This is a genomic window from Verrucosispora sp. TAA-831, from assembly GCF_050780145.1.
Classification (GTDB): domain Bacteria; phylum Actinomycetota; class Actinomycetes; order Mycobacteriales; family Micromonosporaceae; genus Micromonospora.
In genome coordinates this window covers 3731750-3746307 of record NZ_CP192240.1, presented here as the reverse complement: position 1 = coordinate 3746307, position 14558 = coordinate 3731750, and the positions used below count along the sequence as shown (strand labels likewise).

The 14558-nt window shown below is 72.4% G+C and carries 10 protein-coding genes; 4 read left to right on the top strand and 6 right to left on the bottom strand.

Annotated features, from left to right (window positions below):
- Window positions 1–5: 5 nt before the first annotated feature.
- Both ACQVFL_RS16885 and ACQVFL_RS16880 read left to right on the top strand, forming a co-directional pair.
- The gene (locus tag ACQVFL_RS16885; protein WP_431726956.1) at window positions 6–1640 is read left to right on the top strand and encodes a fucose isomerase; all 1635 of its coding nucleotides are present in this window, start codon (window positions 6–8) and stop codon (window positions 1638–1640) included.
- Window positions 1641–3137: an FGGY-family carbohydrate kinase gene (locus tag ACQVFL_RS16880; RefSeq protein ID WP_396696836.1), complete on the top strand. Its 1497-nt coding sequence runs from the start codon at window positions 1641–1643 to the stop codon at window positions 3135–3137.
- A 40-nt stretch (window positions 3138–3177) separates the two neighbouring features.
- Here the strand turns inward: ACQVFL_RS16880 and ACQVFL_RS16875 are convergent, their stop codons facing one another.
- Window positions 3178–4419 carry a cytochrome P450 gene (locus ACQVFL_RS16875; protein WP_431726955.1) on the bottom strand — a complete coding sequence of 414 codons (1242 nt, stop codon included), beginning with the start codon at window positions 4417–4419 and terminating at the stop codon, window positions 3178–3180.
- 117 nt (window positions 4420–4536) lie between these two features.
- On the opposite strand from ACQVFL_RS16875, the gene ACQVFL_RS16870 reads away from it, so the two are divergent.
- Window positions 4537–5112: a TetR/AcrR family transcriptional regulator gene (locus ACQVFL_RS16870; RefSeq protein WP_396696840.1), complete on the top strand. Its 576-nt coding sequence runs from the start codon at window positions 4537–4539 to the stop codon at window positions 5110–5112.
- A gap of 1 nt (window position 5113) precedes the next feature.
- Entirely contained in the window at window positions 5114–6766 is a 1653-nt protein-coding gene (locus ACQVFL_RS16865) for an amidohydrolase (RefSeq protein WP_431726954.1), read from the top strand.
- A gap of 148 nt (window positions 6767–6914) precedes the next feature.
- Here the strand turns inward: ACQVFL_RS16865 and ACQVFL_RS16860 are convergent, their stop codons facing one another.
- The 5 genes from ACQVFL_RS16860 to ACQVFL_RS16840 form a co-directional block, all read right to left on the bottom strand.
- Window positions 6915–8171 (bottom strand): M14 family zinc carboxypeptidase, encoded by a 1257-nt coding sequence (locus ACQVFL_RS16860; protein WP_431726953.1) that lies wholly within the window; start codon window positions 8169–8171, stop codon window positions 6915–6917.
- A gap of 205 nt (window positions 8172–8376) precedes the next feature.
- Window positions 8377–11745 (bottom strand): endo-1,4-beta-xylanase, encoded by a 3369-nt coding sequence (locus ACQVFL_RS16855; protein WP_431726952.1) that lies wholly within the window; start codon window positions 11743–11745, stop codon window positions 8377–8379.
- 265 nt (window positions 11746–12010) lie between these two features.
- Complete coding sequence (locus ACQVFL_RS16850; RefSeq protein ID WP_431726951.1) at window positions 12011–12595, bottom strand: hypothetical protein; 585 nt, start codon at window positions 12593–12595, stop codon at window positions 12011–12013.
- 316 nt (window positions 12596–12911) lie between these two features.
- Window positions 12912–13625, bottom strand: coding sequence for a hypothetical protein (locus tag ACQVFL_RS16845; RefSeq protein WP_431726950.1), 714 nt, complete (start codon window positions 13623–13625; stop codon window positions 12912–12914).
- Window positions 13626–13811: 186 nt separating this feature from the next.
- Window positions 13812–14453, bottom strand: coding sequence for a hypothetical protein (locus ACQVFL_RS16840; protein ID WP_431726949.1), 642 nt, complete (start codon window positions 14451–14453; stop codon window positions 13812–13814).
- Window positions 14454–14558: the final 105 nt, after the last annotated feature.

Sequence of the window (14558 nt, the reverse complement as noted above, 5' to 3'; positions counted from 1 at the left end):
CCCGCGTGAGCAGCTACGCCTTTCCCGAGTTGACCGACCAGCCCGTGGCCGAGCCCGGCGTGGTCTGGACCGTCGCCAGCGGCGACCTGCGGCCCAGCGCCAACGTGACCTGCTGGCCGGTGCAGCGGCAGTTCGAGGCCGACCTGGAGCGGGCGGTCACCGCCCTGGGCCACCGGGTGCGGCGGGCGCACCCGGTCGACGACACCGCCGGGCACGGCTTCATCGCCAGCCAGCGCCAGGGCATCGAGGTGTTCAAGTCGATCCCGCCGGACGCGCCGCTGATCGTCGCCGAGGCGGTCTGGCAGTACAGCCACCACGTGCTGGCCGGGCTGCGTACCCACCGGGGCCCGATCCTGGTGGTGGCGAACTGGAGCGGTGAGTTCCCCGGCCTGGTCGGCCTGCTCGGCCTGACCGCCAGCCTCACCAAGGCGGGCGTGGCGCACTCCATCCTGTGGAGCGAGAAGTTCACCGACGACTGGGCGGTGACGCGGCTGCGTACCTGGCTGGAGGCCGGGACGCTGGAGCACGACCAGAGCCACGTCCGCGACCTGCCGGAGCTGCCGGCCACCGAGGAGGTACGGCTCGGTCGGGCACTCGCGGCGCAGCTCGTCCGGGACAAGGCGATCATCGGCGTCTTCGACGAGGGCTGCATGGGCATGTACAACGCCATCATCGACGACGAGCTGCTCAACCCGCTCGGCGTCTACAAGGAGCGGCTGTCGCAGAGCGCCCTGGTCGCCGAGATGGCGACGGTCACCGACGCCGAGGCGCAGGCCGTACGGGACTGGCTGGACGCGGCCGGGTTTACCTTCCACACCGGCACCGACGAGGCCACCGAGCTGACCGACGCCCAACTGCACAGCCAGTTCACGATGTACGTGGCCGCGCTGCGCATCGCCGACGACTTCGGCCTGGACGCGGTCGGCATCCAGTACCAGCAGGGGCTCAAGGACGTCGTACCCGCCAGCGACCTGGTCGAGGGGCTGCTGAACAACGTCTCCCGTCCGCCGGTGACCAGCCGCGACGGTGCCCGGGAACTCTACGCCGGCGCGCCGCTGCCGCACTTCAACGAGGTCGACGAGGGCGTCGCGGTGGACTCCCTGGTGACCAACCGGATCTGGACCGCGATGGGGCTGGACCCGGCGACCACCCTGCACGACATCCGCTGGGGCGAGGAGTACGACGGCCGGTTCGTCTGGGTCATGGAGATCTCCGGCTCGGTCCCGGCCTCGCACAACGGCGGCTACGACAAGAGCTGGAGCATGCGGCAGCCGCCGATGTACTTCCCGCTCGGCGGCGGCACCCTCAGCGGCGTGTCCAAGCCCGGGGAGATCGTCTGGTCCCGGGTCTTCATCGCCGACGGCGTCCTCCACGTCGACCTGGGTCGGGGTAGCGCGGTGGAGTTGCCGGCCGAGGAGACCCGGCGCCGGCTCGACGCCACCACCCCGCAGTGGCCGATCATGCACGCCGTCCTGCACGGCGTCGACCGCGACCAGTTGATGGCCCGCCACAAGGCCAACCACCTGAACGTGGTGTACGCCCCGGACGCCGACACCGCCGACCGGGCGCTCGCCGCCAAGGCCGCCATGTTCGCCGAACTGGGCCTGGCGGTGCACCTCTGCGGTGAGGTGAACCTGTAGATGGCACCGTTGCTGATCGGCATCGACCTGGGCACCGGGAGCAGCAAGGGCGTGCTCACCGACGCCGCCGGGCGGGTGCTGGCCACCGCCGTCCGCTCCCGGCCCCGGTCGATGTCGCTGCCCCGGCCGGGGTGGGCGGAGGTCGACGCCGAGACGGTCTGGTGGGGCGACGTGGTGTCCATCGCCGCCGAGCTGACCGCCGCCGCCCAGGGCGCGCAGATCGCGGCGGTCTGCGTCAGCGGTGTCGGCCCCTGCCTGGTGCTCTGCGACGAGCGGGACGAGCCGGTCCGTCCGGCGATCCTCTACGGCATCGACATGCGGGCCACCGCCGAGATCACCGAGTTGACCGAGCGCTTCGGGGCCGACGCGGTGCTGGAGCGGGCGGCGACCCCGATCACCAGCCAGGCGGTCGGTCCCAAGGCGCTCTGGGTGCGACGCCACGAACCGCAGGTGTGGGAGCGGGCGGCCCGGTGGTACAACTCCAGTTCGTACGTGGTCCGGAAGCTGACCGGTGAGTACGTCCTGGACCACCACACCGCCAGCCAGTCGGTGCCGCTGTACGACATCGAGGCCCGGCAGTGGCACCGGCCCTGGTACGACGAGGTCATGGGTGACCTGCCCGCGCCCCGGCTGGCCTGGTCGGCCCAGATCGTCGGCGAGGTGACCCCGGCGGCGGCCGAGGCGACCGGGCTGCCGGTGGGCACGCCGGTCTGCGCCGGCACCGTGGACGCCTGGGCCGAGTCGGTCAGCGTCGGCGTCCGCCGACCCGGCGACCTGATGCTGATGTACGGCTCCACCATGTTCTTCGTCCAGCAACTCCGGGGCGTCGCCCGGCATCCGCAGCTCTGGAACACCGTCGGGGTGTCTCCGGACTCGTACTGCCTCGCCGCCGGCATGGCCACCTCCGGCAGCCTCACCACCTGGCTGCGCGACCTGACGGGCGAGGTGCCGTTCGAGACGCTGGTCGAGGAGGCGGCGGCGGTGCCGCCGGGCGCGGACGGCCTGCTGTTGCTGCCGTACTTCGCCGGGGAACGGACCCCGATCTTCGACCCGGACGCCCGGGGGGTGATCGCCGGACTGACCCTGCGGCACGGCCGGGGTCACCTGTTCCGCGCCGGGTACGAGGGGATCGCCTTCGGCATCCGGCAGATCCTGGAACTGCTGGACACCCCGGAGAACCCGGTCGCGCGGCTGGTCGCGGTGGGCGGCGGCACCCAGGGTGGACTCTGGACCCGGATCGTCAGCGACGTCACCGGCCGGGAGCAGGAGGTGCCGGAGGTGACCATCGGGGCCAGCTACGGCGACGCCCTGCTGGCCGCGATCGGTGCCGGTCTGGCCGCCCCGGACACCGACTGGACCCGGCCCGGGCAGATCGTGCGCCCCGACCCGTCGGTGGCCGCCACCTACGACGGCCTCTACGCCGGCTACACCTCGCTGTACCGCAACACCCGGGCCGAGGTCCACGCCCTCGCGCGGTTGCAGGGCGGGACCGGATAGGCGGCCGGGCCGGGCGTGGCCGGGTGCGCCGACCCGTCGCTCAGTCGGACGGCCCCGCCACGGCGAGCACCACACCGCTCACCGGCCGGGTCGGAATGCGGTGCAGCGGGATGTCCAGGTCCTGGTCCGGGACCCGGTAGTCGAGGCGGGCCAGCCGGACGGCGAGCGCACCGAGCAGCGCGACGGTGATCTGCTCACCGGGACAGCGGTGGCCGGTGCGGGGATCACCGCCGCCCTGCGGGATCAGCTCGAACGGGCCGATCTCCCGGCCCACGAAGCGGTCCGGGTCGAACCGGTACGGGTCCTTCCACAGCCGGGTGTCGTGGTTCTGGCCGTACAGGTCGAGCAGCACGATGGCGCCGCTCGGGATGTCGGTGCCCTGCCAGGTGAGGTCGGTCACCGCGCGCCCGCCGACGAAGGGCGCGAACGGGTAGAAGCGGCGGACCTCGTGGGCGAACGCCTCGACGAAGGCGGGCTCCGCCGCGCGCAGCCGGTCCCGGTGCGCGGGCCACCGGTGCAGGGCGTGCCCGGCGAAGGCCACGAACCAGGTGATCGCCACCGTCGGCCGGATGATGTTGAGCAGTTCGACCGCGGCGGTCTTCGGGTCCAGCAGCCGCCCGTCGCTGTCGACGTGTGCGGCCACCGCGGCCAACGCCGAGCCGTCCGGGGCGGCGACCTCGCCTCGGCGTACCCGGTCGACGAGATCACCGAACCGCCGCTCCAGGCGTCCCCGGGAGCGGCGGGCCCGCCAGTGCCGGGGCCCGGCGGTGGCGAAGCCGTCCACCTCGGCGACCAGGTTCGCGGCGAGTTCCGGCACCTCCCGGTCGTCCACCGGGACCCCGGTCCAGTCGCAGACCGCCCGGGTCAACACCTCGGCGGTCGCGGTGAACAGCACCACCCGCCGACCTGCCCAGGACCGCGTGGCCTCGTCCCAGGCCACCTCGGTCCGGGTCACCGACCCGTCGAACCCGCCGCTCATCAGCAGCGAGGTGAACATCGCCTTCCGCACCCGGTGCGGCTCACCGTCGAGGGTGTGCACCGCTCCCTTGCCGAACAGCGTGCCGCGGATCGGTTCCGGGATCGCCCTGTGCCGCCGGATGTGGCGCTCGTCGTAGAAGAAGCGGGCCGCGTCGGGGCCGTGCAGCGCCACGGCGGTCTGGCCCAGCAGACGGGTACGCACCACGTCCGTCTGATCCGCACGCAGGCGGTTCGGCAGCCACCCGTAGCCCTGGATCGCGAGTGTCAGGGTGTCGTCCACCCGATGCAGCAGGTCAGTCGGCATACCGGGGTCCTGCCCGTTCACCCGACGGTCAAACCGGTCCCGCCGGACACGAACGGGCAGGGCAGGCGCGCCGAGCGCGGGTTGCGAGCATCGCATAAGTAAGTGTTTACTTATGCGATGGGTCGTCGGGACGAGATCATCGACGCGGCGCTGCGTCTCTTCGCCGAGCAGGGCTACCGGGCCACCACGATCACGCAGATCGAGGCCGCCGCCGGGTTGTCTCCCGGTGCGGGCGGGCTCTACCGCCACGTCGGGTCGAAACGCGAACTGCTCGTGGCCGCCTTCGACCGGGTCCTGCACAGCCGCCGTGCCGCACAGGCCCAGCCCGGGATCGCCGACCTCACCGACCCGCAGACCGCGATCGCGGTCGCCGGCCGGGCCGTGCTCGCCACCGTCGAGGCGGACCGGGACCTCTACCGGCTCGTCCTGCGCGGCGGCGACCTGCCGGTCGATCTCACCGACGTCTACCAGCGGCTGTTCCAGCCGGGCTTCGACGAGGTCGCCGCGTGGCTGGCGCAGCTCGCCGGAGACCGCCCCCGGTTCGACGCGGAGGCCGTCGCCGCCGTGGCCCTGTCGTCGCTGTTCTATTTCGCGATCAGCGAGTTCACCTACGGCTGCCCGCCGGGACACGTCGCGCGGGACCGTTTCCTCGCGGCGTGGGCCGAGGGGCTGCTCGCCCAGCTTGGAGCGTGACATGAGGACCGTCTTCAGCGGCGGCACGATCCGCACCATGGACCCCGCCCACCCGGTCGTCGAGGCGGTGGCGATCGACGGCGAGGTGATCGCCTCGGCCGGGGACGCGGCGACCGTACGCGCCGCCGTCGGCCCCGGCGCGGCCGTGCACGACCTCGCCGGCCGGACCCTGCTCCCCGGTTTCGTCGACCCGCACCACCACCTCTATCTGGTGGCCGCCGACCAGCACACCCGGGCCTTCGACGAGCACCCCGCGACGGTGCGCGAGCTGCTCGACCGGATCGCCGCCGTCGCCCGCGCCGACCACGGCACCGGCTGGCTGCGCCTGCACGGGGTACGCCCGCTGCACCTGGCCGAGGGGCGCCTGCCGACCGCCGCCGAACTGGACACCGCCTGCCCGGACCGGCCGCTGCACCTGTTCTCGGTCAGCTACCACGAGTCCACGGTCAACTCCGCCGGGCTGTCCGCCCTCGGGTACGGCAGCGCCACCCCCGACCCCGGCGGCGGCCACCTGGAACGGGACCGCCGTGGACGCCCCACCGGCGTCCTCGTCGAACAGGCCAGCTTCGTCGCCGAGTCGTTGACCCGCCGCGCCAGCGCCGACGACGACGCCTGGGTGCACCGCGCCGTCGCGCACAGCCGGATCCTGGCCCGGCACGGCATCACCCGCATCGGTGACCTCGCGGTGCCGCCGGAGGGTGCCGCCCGGTACGCCCGCGCCGCTCCGGAACTCGCCGTGACCGTGCACCGCTGGCACGTCGGCGCGGCCGAGATCGGTGACCCCACCGTGCCCGACCTCGACCCGGACCGGGACCACGGACATCCCCGTACCCCGCTCGGCGGCTTCAAGCTCCTCGTCGACGGGGGCGAGCGGTGCGACCTGTGCCTCACCGGTGGACAGGTGCTCCGTTCGGTCGCCGGCATGCCCCGGGCGCTGCTGCGGCACGGTCGCCGGGCCCTGGCCCTGTCCCGGCGCGGCGGCACCCCGACCCGTCGCCCGGACGGCCGCTGGCACAACGGCCTTCGGGTGCTGGGCCGTGACCGGCTGGCCGCCGCCGTCCGGGCGGCGGTCGAGCGTGGCCTCGCGCCGGCCCTGCACGCGGTCGGAAACGGCGCCCTCGCCGACGCCCTCGCCGCCGTCGACGGGCTCGACACCCCGATCCGGATCGAGCACGCGATGGTCTGCGATCCGGCCATCGCCCGCCGCCTCGCCGACGCGGGCGTACACGTGGTCACGCAGCCGTCCTTCCTGCACGACCTCGGCGCGGAGCTGACCGTGCTCCCGCTGCCCGCACCCCTGCGGCTCGTTCCGCTGCGCACGTTGCGCGACGCCGGAGCGTCGGTGGCGGCCAGCACCGACTACCCGGCGGGCACGCTGTCGCCGCTGGTCGGCATCAAGGCGGCGGTCACCCGACGAGTGGCGGGCGGCGACGTCGTCCACCCGGACGAGGGACTCACCGTCACCGAGGCACTCGCGGCCTACACCCGGGACGCCGCCGCCGCGCTCGGGCTCGCCGACCGGGCCGGTGTGCTGCGCCCCGGCGCCGCCGCCGACCTGGTCGAACTGGACCGCGACCCAGTGCACGTCGACCCCGACCATCTCGACGGCATCGCCGTCACCGGCACCTGGTGCGCGGGACAGCGGACCGCCTGAGCCGCTTCCGCGGCTGAAGGCTCAGCCCGACGTGGCGTCGTCGGCACCCGTCAGCCATCCGATCAGCCCCCGGCCGGCCACGTGGTCCGCACGGCCGGACCGGCGGTGGTCCAGGTGGACCACCGCCGGGTCAGCGTCGCGTCGACGATCAGAACTCACACTGCTGGGGGAACTTGGCGCAGGTGGAGATCGAGGCGCCCCGGGCTGGGATGTCGCTCCACCGGTCGGCGTCCACGCCGGCCAGCGAACCGTCACTGATCGAGTCGACGATGGCCCAGAGGCCGTCGACGTTCTGCTTGATGAGGTAGCCGCTGCTCTTGTGGCCGATGCCGCCACGCGACTCGAAGAACATCGCGTTGCTGCGCCAGTTCGCGTACTCGCCCCGGGGGCCGGGGGCGTTGAGCATGGCGGCGGAGGTGACGCCCTCCGGGATGTTGATGTACGGGTAGCGGGTCACGTTGACCACGCCACTGCGACCCGCCGCGTCGGCGGCCACCACACCCATCCGGCGGACGGTGTCCCACTGCTGCGGGGTGAGCATGCCGGGGTCGAGGGAGACGCCGACCGAGAACGTGGTCATCTCGTCGGTGTCCCCGTCCACGTACGTGCCCTGGTGGTGCAGGTCGATGATGTGGTGCGGCTTGAAGCCGGCCCAGACGTACCAGAACGCCTGCGACTCGACGGCTCGGTGCCGGGTGTAGTTCGCGAAGGTCTGCTCGGACAGCGGCGCCTGACCGAGACCCGCCCGGACCGCGTTGAGCCGGTCGAAGATCGGCCGGTCCACCCCCCAGTCGCGGTTGAGGTCGATGTTGTGGACGCCGTCCTGTCGCCGGTACGCCTCGAAACCGTCCGGGTTGTAGATCGGGATGATCGCGAAGCTGACCCGCTGCAACACCTCCCGCGCGTGCTTGCCGCCGGAGACCAGCGTCTTCAGGAAGTCCAGCGACGCCTCGGCGCCGTACGGCTCGTTGCCGTGGATGCGGCCCTGGATCCAGATCCGGGTGCTGCCGGTGCCGATGAAGGCGACCTCGAGCGGGCGGCCCTGGCCGCTGCGGCCGACCTCCTGCACCCGCAGGGCGCCCTTGCTGCGGGCCTGCAACGCGCGCAACTCGGCCGAGACCTCGGCGGCGCTGAGCATCGAGGAGCGGTTGACGGTCTCCTGGTTCGGTGGCACGAACGGCCCGTTCGCCTGGGCGACCCCGGGTACGACGGTGGGGGCGAGCAGGAGCGCGGCGGCGAGCAGGATGAGATGCCGGCGTCGTGGTCTGGACACTGGTGACGTCCCTTCTGAGGTGGTCGCGGTGGCGTCCAGCGAGACGTTCGGGTGCGACTCCGCGCGCCGGTAGGCGCCGCCGTGCTGGCTGGCCGCGACCTTCCCGGTCGGAAGGCTCCGCGGTGCGCTCATTCAACAAGGGGACGTTTTCGCAGGTCAAGTGCGCTGCGTAAGTTCCGTCGTCTGTCCAGGGTGGGACATCGGTGGCTCCGTCGAATGTCCTACCCGACCCGTCTCCGGCGTGGTCGACGTACCGGCGGGCGGCTGCGTGGACTGGTGCCCGGACGGGTGTGGCGGCCACCGCCGGAGCGATGGCCGCCACGAGTCGGATCGGTTCCTACAGGTTGGCGCAGTATCCGACACTGTGGGTACTGGCGCCGGGCTTCAGGGTCCGGTTCCAGTCCACCCCGCTGATCCGGTAGCCGCCGTCGGCCTGACGTTCCCGGGTGAAGTTCCACGCGGTGTAGATGTCGCCCTCCAGGTCGACGATCGCGGTCCAGGCCACCGGCTTGTCACCGGTGTTGGTGGCGGTGATGGTGGCGCAGTAACCGCCACCGCTGTCGGAGTTCCAGCGGGCCACCCGGGTGAGCGTGACGTCCACGGTGGAACCCTCGACCAGCCGTCCCACGCCCCAGCGGGCGGTGCTCTGGTAGCCGACGCCCTCCTGCTCGGCCCAGTTGCGGATCGACGTGCGCGTACCCCCGGAGGCGTCGTTGACCTGGAAGTCCAGGCCGTGGAAGGTGTCGAGGCCGCCGTACTCGAGCAGGCTGATCGCGGCCTCGACGGTGTAGCCCGTCGCGGTCCGCACGACCGCGCTGGTCAGCCGTCCGGCCTGGAACGCCTCGTCACCGGTGCCGAACGACACGACGTTGTCGGCGTTGATCCGGATCTGGGTGTCGTCGTAGCGGTAGGAGCCGTTCTTGGCGTTGCCGGCGTCGACGTAGATCTCGACCGAGTCCTGGGTCCACGGGTCCGACCCGGAGACGTCCACCTCCGGATCGGTGACCTCGGCCAGCACGTACAGCGTCTGATCCCGCCACAGCGTACGGACCTGCGCCGACGCCCCGTCGGTGCCGGAGACCTGCTTGGCCGTGGTCACCGTGCTCGCCTGGCTCCAGACCGCGTCCACGGTGCCGTCGACCACCGGTGCGCTCGGTGCACGGCGCACCTCCAGGTACGACAACTCCTCCACCAGGGTCAGCGTGCCGACCGCGCCCGGGGTGTTCCAGCCGGAGGTGGTGCCGTCGTCGTTCACCCGCACGTCGAGGGAGAGCGTGTCCCCCCGGGTGGCCTCGGTCAGCGGCAGGTGGGCGACCAGGTGGTAGCCGCCGTCCCGGGCCGCCGCCACGGCGGGCACGTCCCCGGTGCCGTCGCGCCGGACCCGGTAGGTCTCGCCGTCCAGGGCGAACTCGACCCGGTCGTCGTCGGAGACCGTGGCGTCGGTGACCGTGACGTACGCGGTGAGGTGGTCCGCTGCCCAGCGCAACTGGAACCGGGCCGCCTCCTCGACCGGGTGCAGCGGCAGCTTGCGCCAGGTCAGGTCCGTCGGAGCGGCGGCGGTCAGCGGCACCTCCCCGGCGAAGACCGTGGCGGTGCGCAGCCGGGCGGGCAACTCGCCGTCGACCGCGCCGTGATAGGCGGGCTTGGCGCGCAGGTTGTCGTCGAACAGCAGCGGAGCGCCGTTGCCGGACCGCCACGAACGCCCGTCGGTCAGCCCCCACACGGTGACGGCCAGCAGGTCGTCGGTGTGCTCCCGGAAGATCCGGAAGGCGTCCCGGTAGTAGTAGCCCTGCTCGATCAGGTTCGCCTGGGTGACCGGGGTACCGGTGGTGACGTCGAGTTCGGTGACGGCCTGGGTCACCGGCAGGTCGGTGAACGCGTCCAGCGCCGCCTCCAGGCTGCTCACCGGCGTGGCCAGCGAGACGTGGAACTGGTGACCCACCCCGTCGACCGGCACACCCCGGGCGAGCAGCCGCTCCACCAGCGCCCGGTAGCGGGCCTGCTTGCCGCTCTGCTCGGTGTTGTAGTCGTTGATGAACAGGGTGACCGGGTCGGTGCCGTCGACCGCGTACACGTCGTTGAACGCCTCGTCGGCGTACTCGAACGTCAGGTCGATGAAGGACTCGCCGAGGATCCGGTACCACTCGCTGCGGCGCAGGCCGTCGGCGTACTCGCCACTGTCGCTGACCACCTCGTTGACCGCGTCGAAGGCGTAGAGCGGGTTGGTGGCGGAGCCGAACGCGCCGTACCGCTCGCTCAGCGACCGGGCGACGGCGAAGATGTGCGTACGCAGCCGCTCGCGCAGCACCTGCTGGTCGGCGGCGGACGTGCTCAGCGGCTGCCCCGCCGAGTCCTGGAAGAACCAGGCCGGCGTCTGACTGTGCCAGACCAGCACGTGACCGTAGACCTTCAGGTCGTTGTCGCGGGCGAAGTCCATCATCGTCAGCGCCTGGTCGTGCGGGCGGAAGGTGCCCTCGTCGTCGTACCAGGCCTCCGGCTTCATGTGGTTCTCCGCCGTGATCTGGTTGAAGTGCCGGGTCAGCAGTTGCGCGGCGGCACCCTCGGTCTCCCGACCGTCGATCGCCACACCGACCGGGAAGTCGGTGGTCTCGTGGATGCCGGTGAGGTCCTCCACCACCGGCGGCTCGGGCACCCGGACGACGATGTCGTCAGCGAGGAAGTCACTGGTGTTGCCGGGGACGTCCGCGCCCTGCCAGCGGGTCTCGAAGTAGAGGTACGCGCTGTCCGCCGCCGGCACGGTGAAGCGGGCCGTCACCTGCGTCCACCCGGTGTTGGTCACGGTGGTGAACTGGGCCAGCGTGGCGAACGACTGGCTGCCCCCGCTGGTGCTGGCCAGGCTGAGCCAGACCTCGTCGGTCGGCTGCCCCTCGGCGAAGCGCAGCCAGGCGTCGAGCTCGTAGGTCACGCCGGGCTCGACCAGCCCGGTCACGTCCCGGCCGAGCCCGGCACCCTGGTTGACCCGGTCGCTGACCAGCGCCGCGGCCTCCCCGCCGTGCGCGACGTCGGTCAGCGTGACGCTCGGGGCACCCGGACCGCCGTCGCGCGGTCCCCAACCGTCCAACCCGTCCTCGAAGTCGGTGTCGACGACCACGGTCCCCGGCGCGGGTCCGGTCCCGCCGTCCGGCGCGGTGATCAGCACGTCGTCCAGCAGGAACGGGGTGGTCCCCTCCGCCTCGACGTAGAGGGTGGCCGCGCTCAGCCCGGTGGGCAGCGTGTAGTCGCCGCCGATCCGCACCCATTCGTCCGCGGAGGCGGTGACGCTGTCGCCGATCCAGGTGTACGTGTTGTCGCCGCCGTTGGCCGGCGTCGACTCGACGGTGAAGTGCACCCCGGCGGTGCCCTCGGTGCCGGCCGGGAGCCTCACCCACGCGCCGACCGAGTAACGCGTACCAGGGGTGAACAGGGCGGTCGCGCTGGTCGCCGGGCCCTGCCAGTTCGCCGTACGGCCGGTGACCGAGAGGCTGCTGTCGCTGTCGTGACCCTCCGACGCGATGGCGAGGGTGACGTCGCCCCGCGCTCCCCACGGGGCGTACGAGCCGGACTCGAAGTCGGAGGAGAGGACGGTCTGCGCGGCGGCGGCCGGACCGGGTGCGACGGTGACCGTCGCGACGAGTGTGGTGGTGCAGAGGACGGCGAGAAGCCGCGATCGCTGTCGCGATCGGCGGGAGGATTTCCAGAGGCGCATCGGTGATCCCTTTACGCGATTGTGGCTGGTGGCGGGGTGTGAAGCCGGGCGCGTACCAGACGCATCCAAGCGCGTGCATGTTATGTCGGGCCGATTGCCCTGACCAGAACTTCCGGAAAGTTTCGGAAAAGGGCGCGGTGATGATCGGCCTGACGGAGGTTGACACCGACCGTTAGGAAGGGGCCCTTCCTATGCACCAGGCGTTAGTAAGGTGCCCTTCCTTGCGCCGAGCCCGCCGAATCCGCGCCGCGTCAGCCGGTACGGGTCACAGCCCGGCCGCCGCGTCGTACCGGCGACGCAGGTCGGCCATCTCCCTGGGCTCGAGCGCCTCCTTCTGCGCCAGGTCGGCGTACTTCGCCGGGAACATCTGCCGCAGCCGGTCGATGAAGATGACGTCCTCGGTCGCCTCGACCACCTGGATGCCGGGTGGGTTGGTGGAGCGGTCCATGATGACCGGACCGGCCAGCTTGACCGCCCAGTCCCAGGTGCGCTTCTCCTCGGCCACCCCACAGAGGTGGAAGCCGTAGACGGTCCGGACGTCGGCGATCGTGGTCACCTCGGCCGGCTCGAAGCCGTACACGTGGACCCCACAGACCACCGCCGGTGGCGTCTCCTGCCCCTCGGCCGCCTGCCCGGGCCCGTGGCCGGCGTGGTTGTGCTGCCCCGGGTCCGCCTGTTCGAGCGTGGAGCGCATCCAGGTCATGAGCTGCCCGCGCAGGTCCGCCGGCTTCGTGTCCGTCTCGGCGGCGCGGACCAGTGCCACCGCGGTGACCGAGACGGTCAGCACGATCACCGCCACCCACACGAAGCGGTTCCGGTACCACCCCGCCACACTCTGTCGGGAAATCATGACTGCTTCTCACCTCGTCGCCGGTTCTGGTGCGTCGGCAGATCGCATCGGACGCCCCCGGCAGGTCCGGCCCGCGAGCGCGGACTCGTCCCGGGGGAAACACGTACGGTGGGGACATCTGCCCGGAATGTGCCCGTCGTCGTGGTGATGGCCTGGCGATGCGGCGCGCGACCGTCTGCCGATGCGGCGCGCTGCCGGCATAGCGCTGCTCCCGTGCGCAGGCCGTTCCCAGCGCGTTTGCCCCCGCGCTGCGGCGATATGAGCCATTCCAGCACGCGCGGACCCGGTCCGGCAACATCGACGGCCGCCGAGGTGGCTATTCCGTCCGGCGCGTCACCAGGAGGTCGTCGAAAGCGTCTTGCGGGTCCGGCCGGCCGAAGGCCAGCGCCAGGAACGGCCGGGCCGCCAGGTCGTCCCGGCCGCCGACGCCGGTCAGCAGGGCCGGGTGCGGGCCCCGGAACAGGCCGCCGCCGAAACCCCGCCGCACCGCAAGCAGATACGCGGCGTGCAGGCTGACGCCGGTACGCAGCAACAGGCCGAGGTGGCCGTCGACGTCCTGCCGGTTCGGCGCGGCGCCCAGGTCCCACACCGGAGCCAGCACGCACGGCACCGTGGCGCACGGGCCCGATGCCAGCCCGGCCATCGCCTCGGCCGCCGGTAGTCCGGACGCGTCGACCAGCTCGCCGTCGCGGTACTCGTGGACGCCCGGGTTGGTGTCGGTGACCGCGCGGGCGAACACCAGCCAATGCGCGCCGTCGGCGTCCTCCGGTGCGACCGGCTGCGCGGCGTCGGCACCGGCCTGACAGATCCGCAGCACGTCGGCGCGGGGCAGCGGGTCGCCGAGGAACCGCCGCACCGGCTGCCGGGTCCGCAGGAGATGGTCCACATCCTCACCGGGGAGCCGGGACGCCGGGATCGGCAGCCGAGGCGCGGTGCGACCGGCCACCGACGTCCGTCGTCGGACCGCCTGAATCAGGCCCGTGGCCCGGTCGTCCGACGGGCCGTGCCGGGGCGACGGGTCCTCACTCATCGACACCTCCGGAGGAGATCAGTTTGCCGGCGAACGCCTCGTCCCGACCGGCCCGGCCGCCGGCCGGCGGGCCCGTTCGCACCGGGGTGGGCGTGCTGGTCCGGACCGTCGGCGATCCCGATGCCGACGGTCCGGACCACCACGCCCACCACAGTGGCCGCCGTTGGGGCCGGTTGCCGCTGGTCGTCAAGCCGCCCGCTCGGCCAGGTCGGTGTCGCCGAGCCGGTCGGTGAACTCGTACCAGGCGCGGGCGCAGGCCTGCCCGACGTCGCGCAGCACGTCCCGGCAGTGGCCGGGCGTGGCGTCGGCGACCGCGTCGGACTGCTCGGCGAGCGCCAGCGTCGCCGAGACCAGCCGCAGCAATGCCTCTCCGCGTTCGGTGTGGCGCAGCGACGGGTCGTCGGCCAGCCGTTCCAGCCCGGCCCGCAGTGCCGGTCCGAGGGGATCGGCGGGGCCCTGCCCGGGCGGTGCGCTCGGCGAGGTCTCCGCCGCGCCCTCGCCGGAGACGGCCGCCAGTTGTCGACGGACGTCGAAGGTGGTGCCCACCGAGATGCCGGCCTCCCGAGCCACCTCGCGCAGACTGGCCTCCGGTCGGCGACGCATCAGCTCCTCGGCCCGCCGGGCCGCGGCCAGCCGCTGTGCACCGTCGACGACCCGCATCGTGGACCGCTGCACCAGGATCGGCGGGATCACCCCGACCGACTCGGCCAACTGCTGGATCCGGTTGGTGCCGGCCACCGACAGCCGTGGTGAGCAGCCGGCGACCACCGAGGCGACGTCGACGAGAGTCACCTCCCGGCTCCGGGCGACCTGGATCCGTTCCCGCATGCGCACCTCGACCGCCACCGTTTGGAAAGATCATCGATTGGCGGCCGATGGTACGGTCTCCGACGTATCCGTCGCGCACAACTGGCGTACAAATGAATTGTCCTC

Coding starts and splice junctions, on each gene's coding strand:
- ACQVFL_RS16860 (WP_431726953.1), bottom strand. CDS start 8,171: ATGAGCGCACCGCGGAGCCTTCCGACCGGGAAGGTCGCGGCCAGCCAG.
- ACQVFL_RS16870 (WP_396696840.1), top strand. CDS start 4,537: ATGGGTCGTCGGGACGAGATCATCGACGCGGCGCTGCGTCTCTTCGCC.
- ACQVFL_RS16850 (WP_431726951.1), bottom strand. CDS start 12,595: ATGATTTCCCGACAGAGTGTGGCGGGGTGGTACCGGAACCGCTTCGTG.
- ACQVFL_RS16875 (WP_431726955.1), bottom strand. CDS start 4,419: ATGCCGACTGACCTGCTGCATCGGGTGGACGACACCCTGACACTCGCG.
- ACQVFL_RS16865 (WP_431726954.1), top strand. CDS start 5,114: ATGAGGACCGTCTTCAGCGGCGGCACGATCCGCACCATGGACCCCGCC.
- ACQVFL_RS16855 (WP_431726952.1), bottom strand. CDS start 11,745: ATGCGCCTCTGGAAATCCTCCCGCCGATCGCGACAGCGATCGCGGCTT.
- ACQVFL_RS16840 (WP_431726949.1), bottom strand. CDS start 14,453: ATGCGGGAACGGATCCAGGTCGCCCGGAGCCGGGAGGTGACTCTCGTC.
- ACQVFL_RS16880 (WP_396696836.1), top strand. CDS start 1,641: ATGGCACCGTTGCTGATCGGCATCGACCTGGGCACCGGGAGCAGCAAG.
- ACQVFL_RS16845 (WP_431726950.1), bottom strand. CDS start 13,625: ATGAGTGAGGACCCGTCGCCCCGGCACGGCCCGTCGGACGACCGGGCC.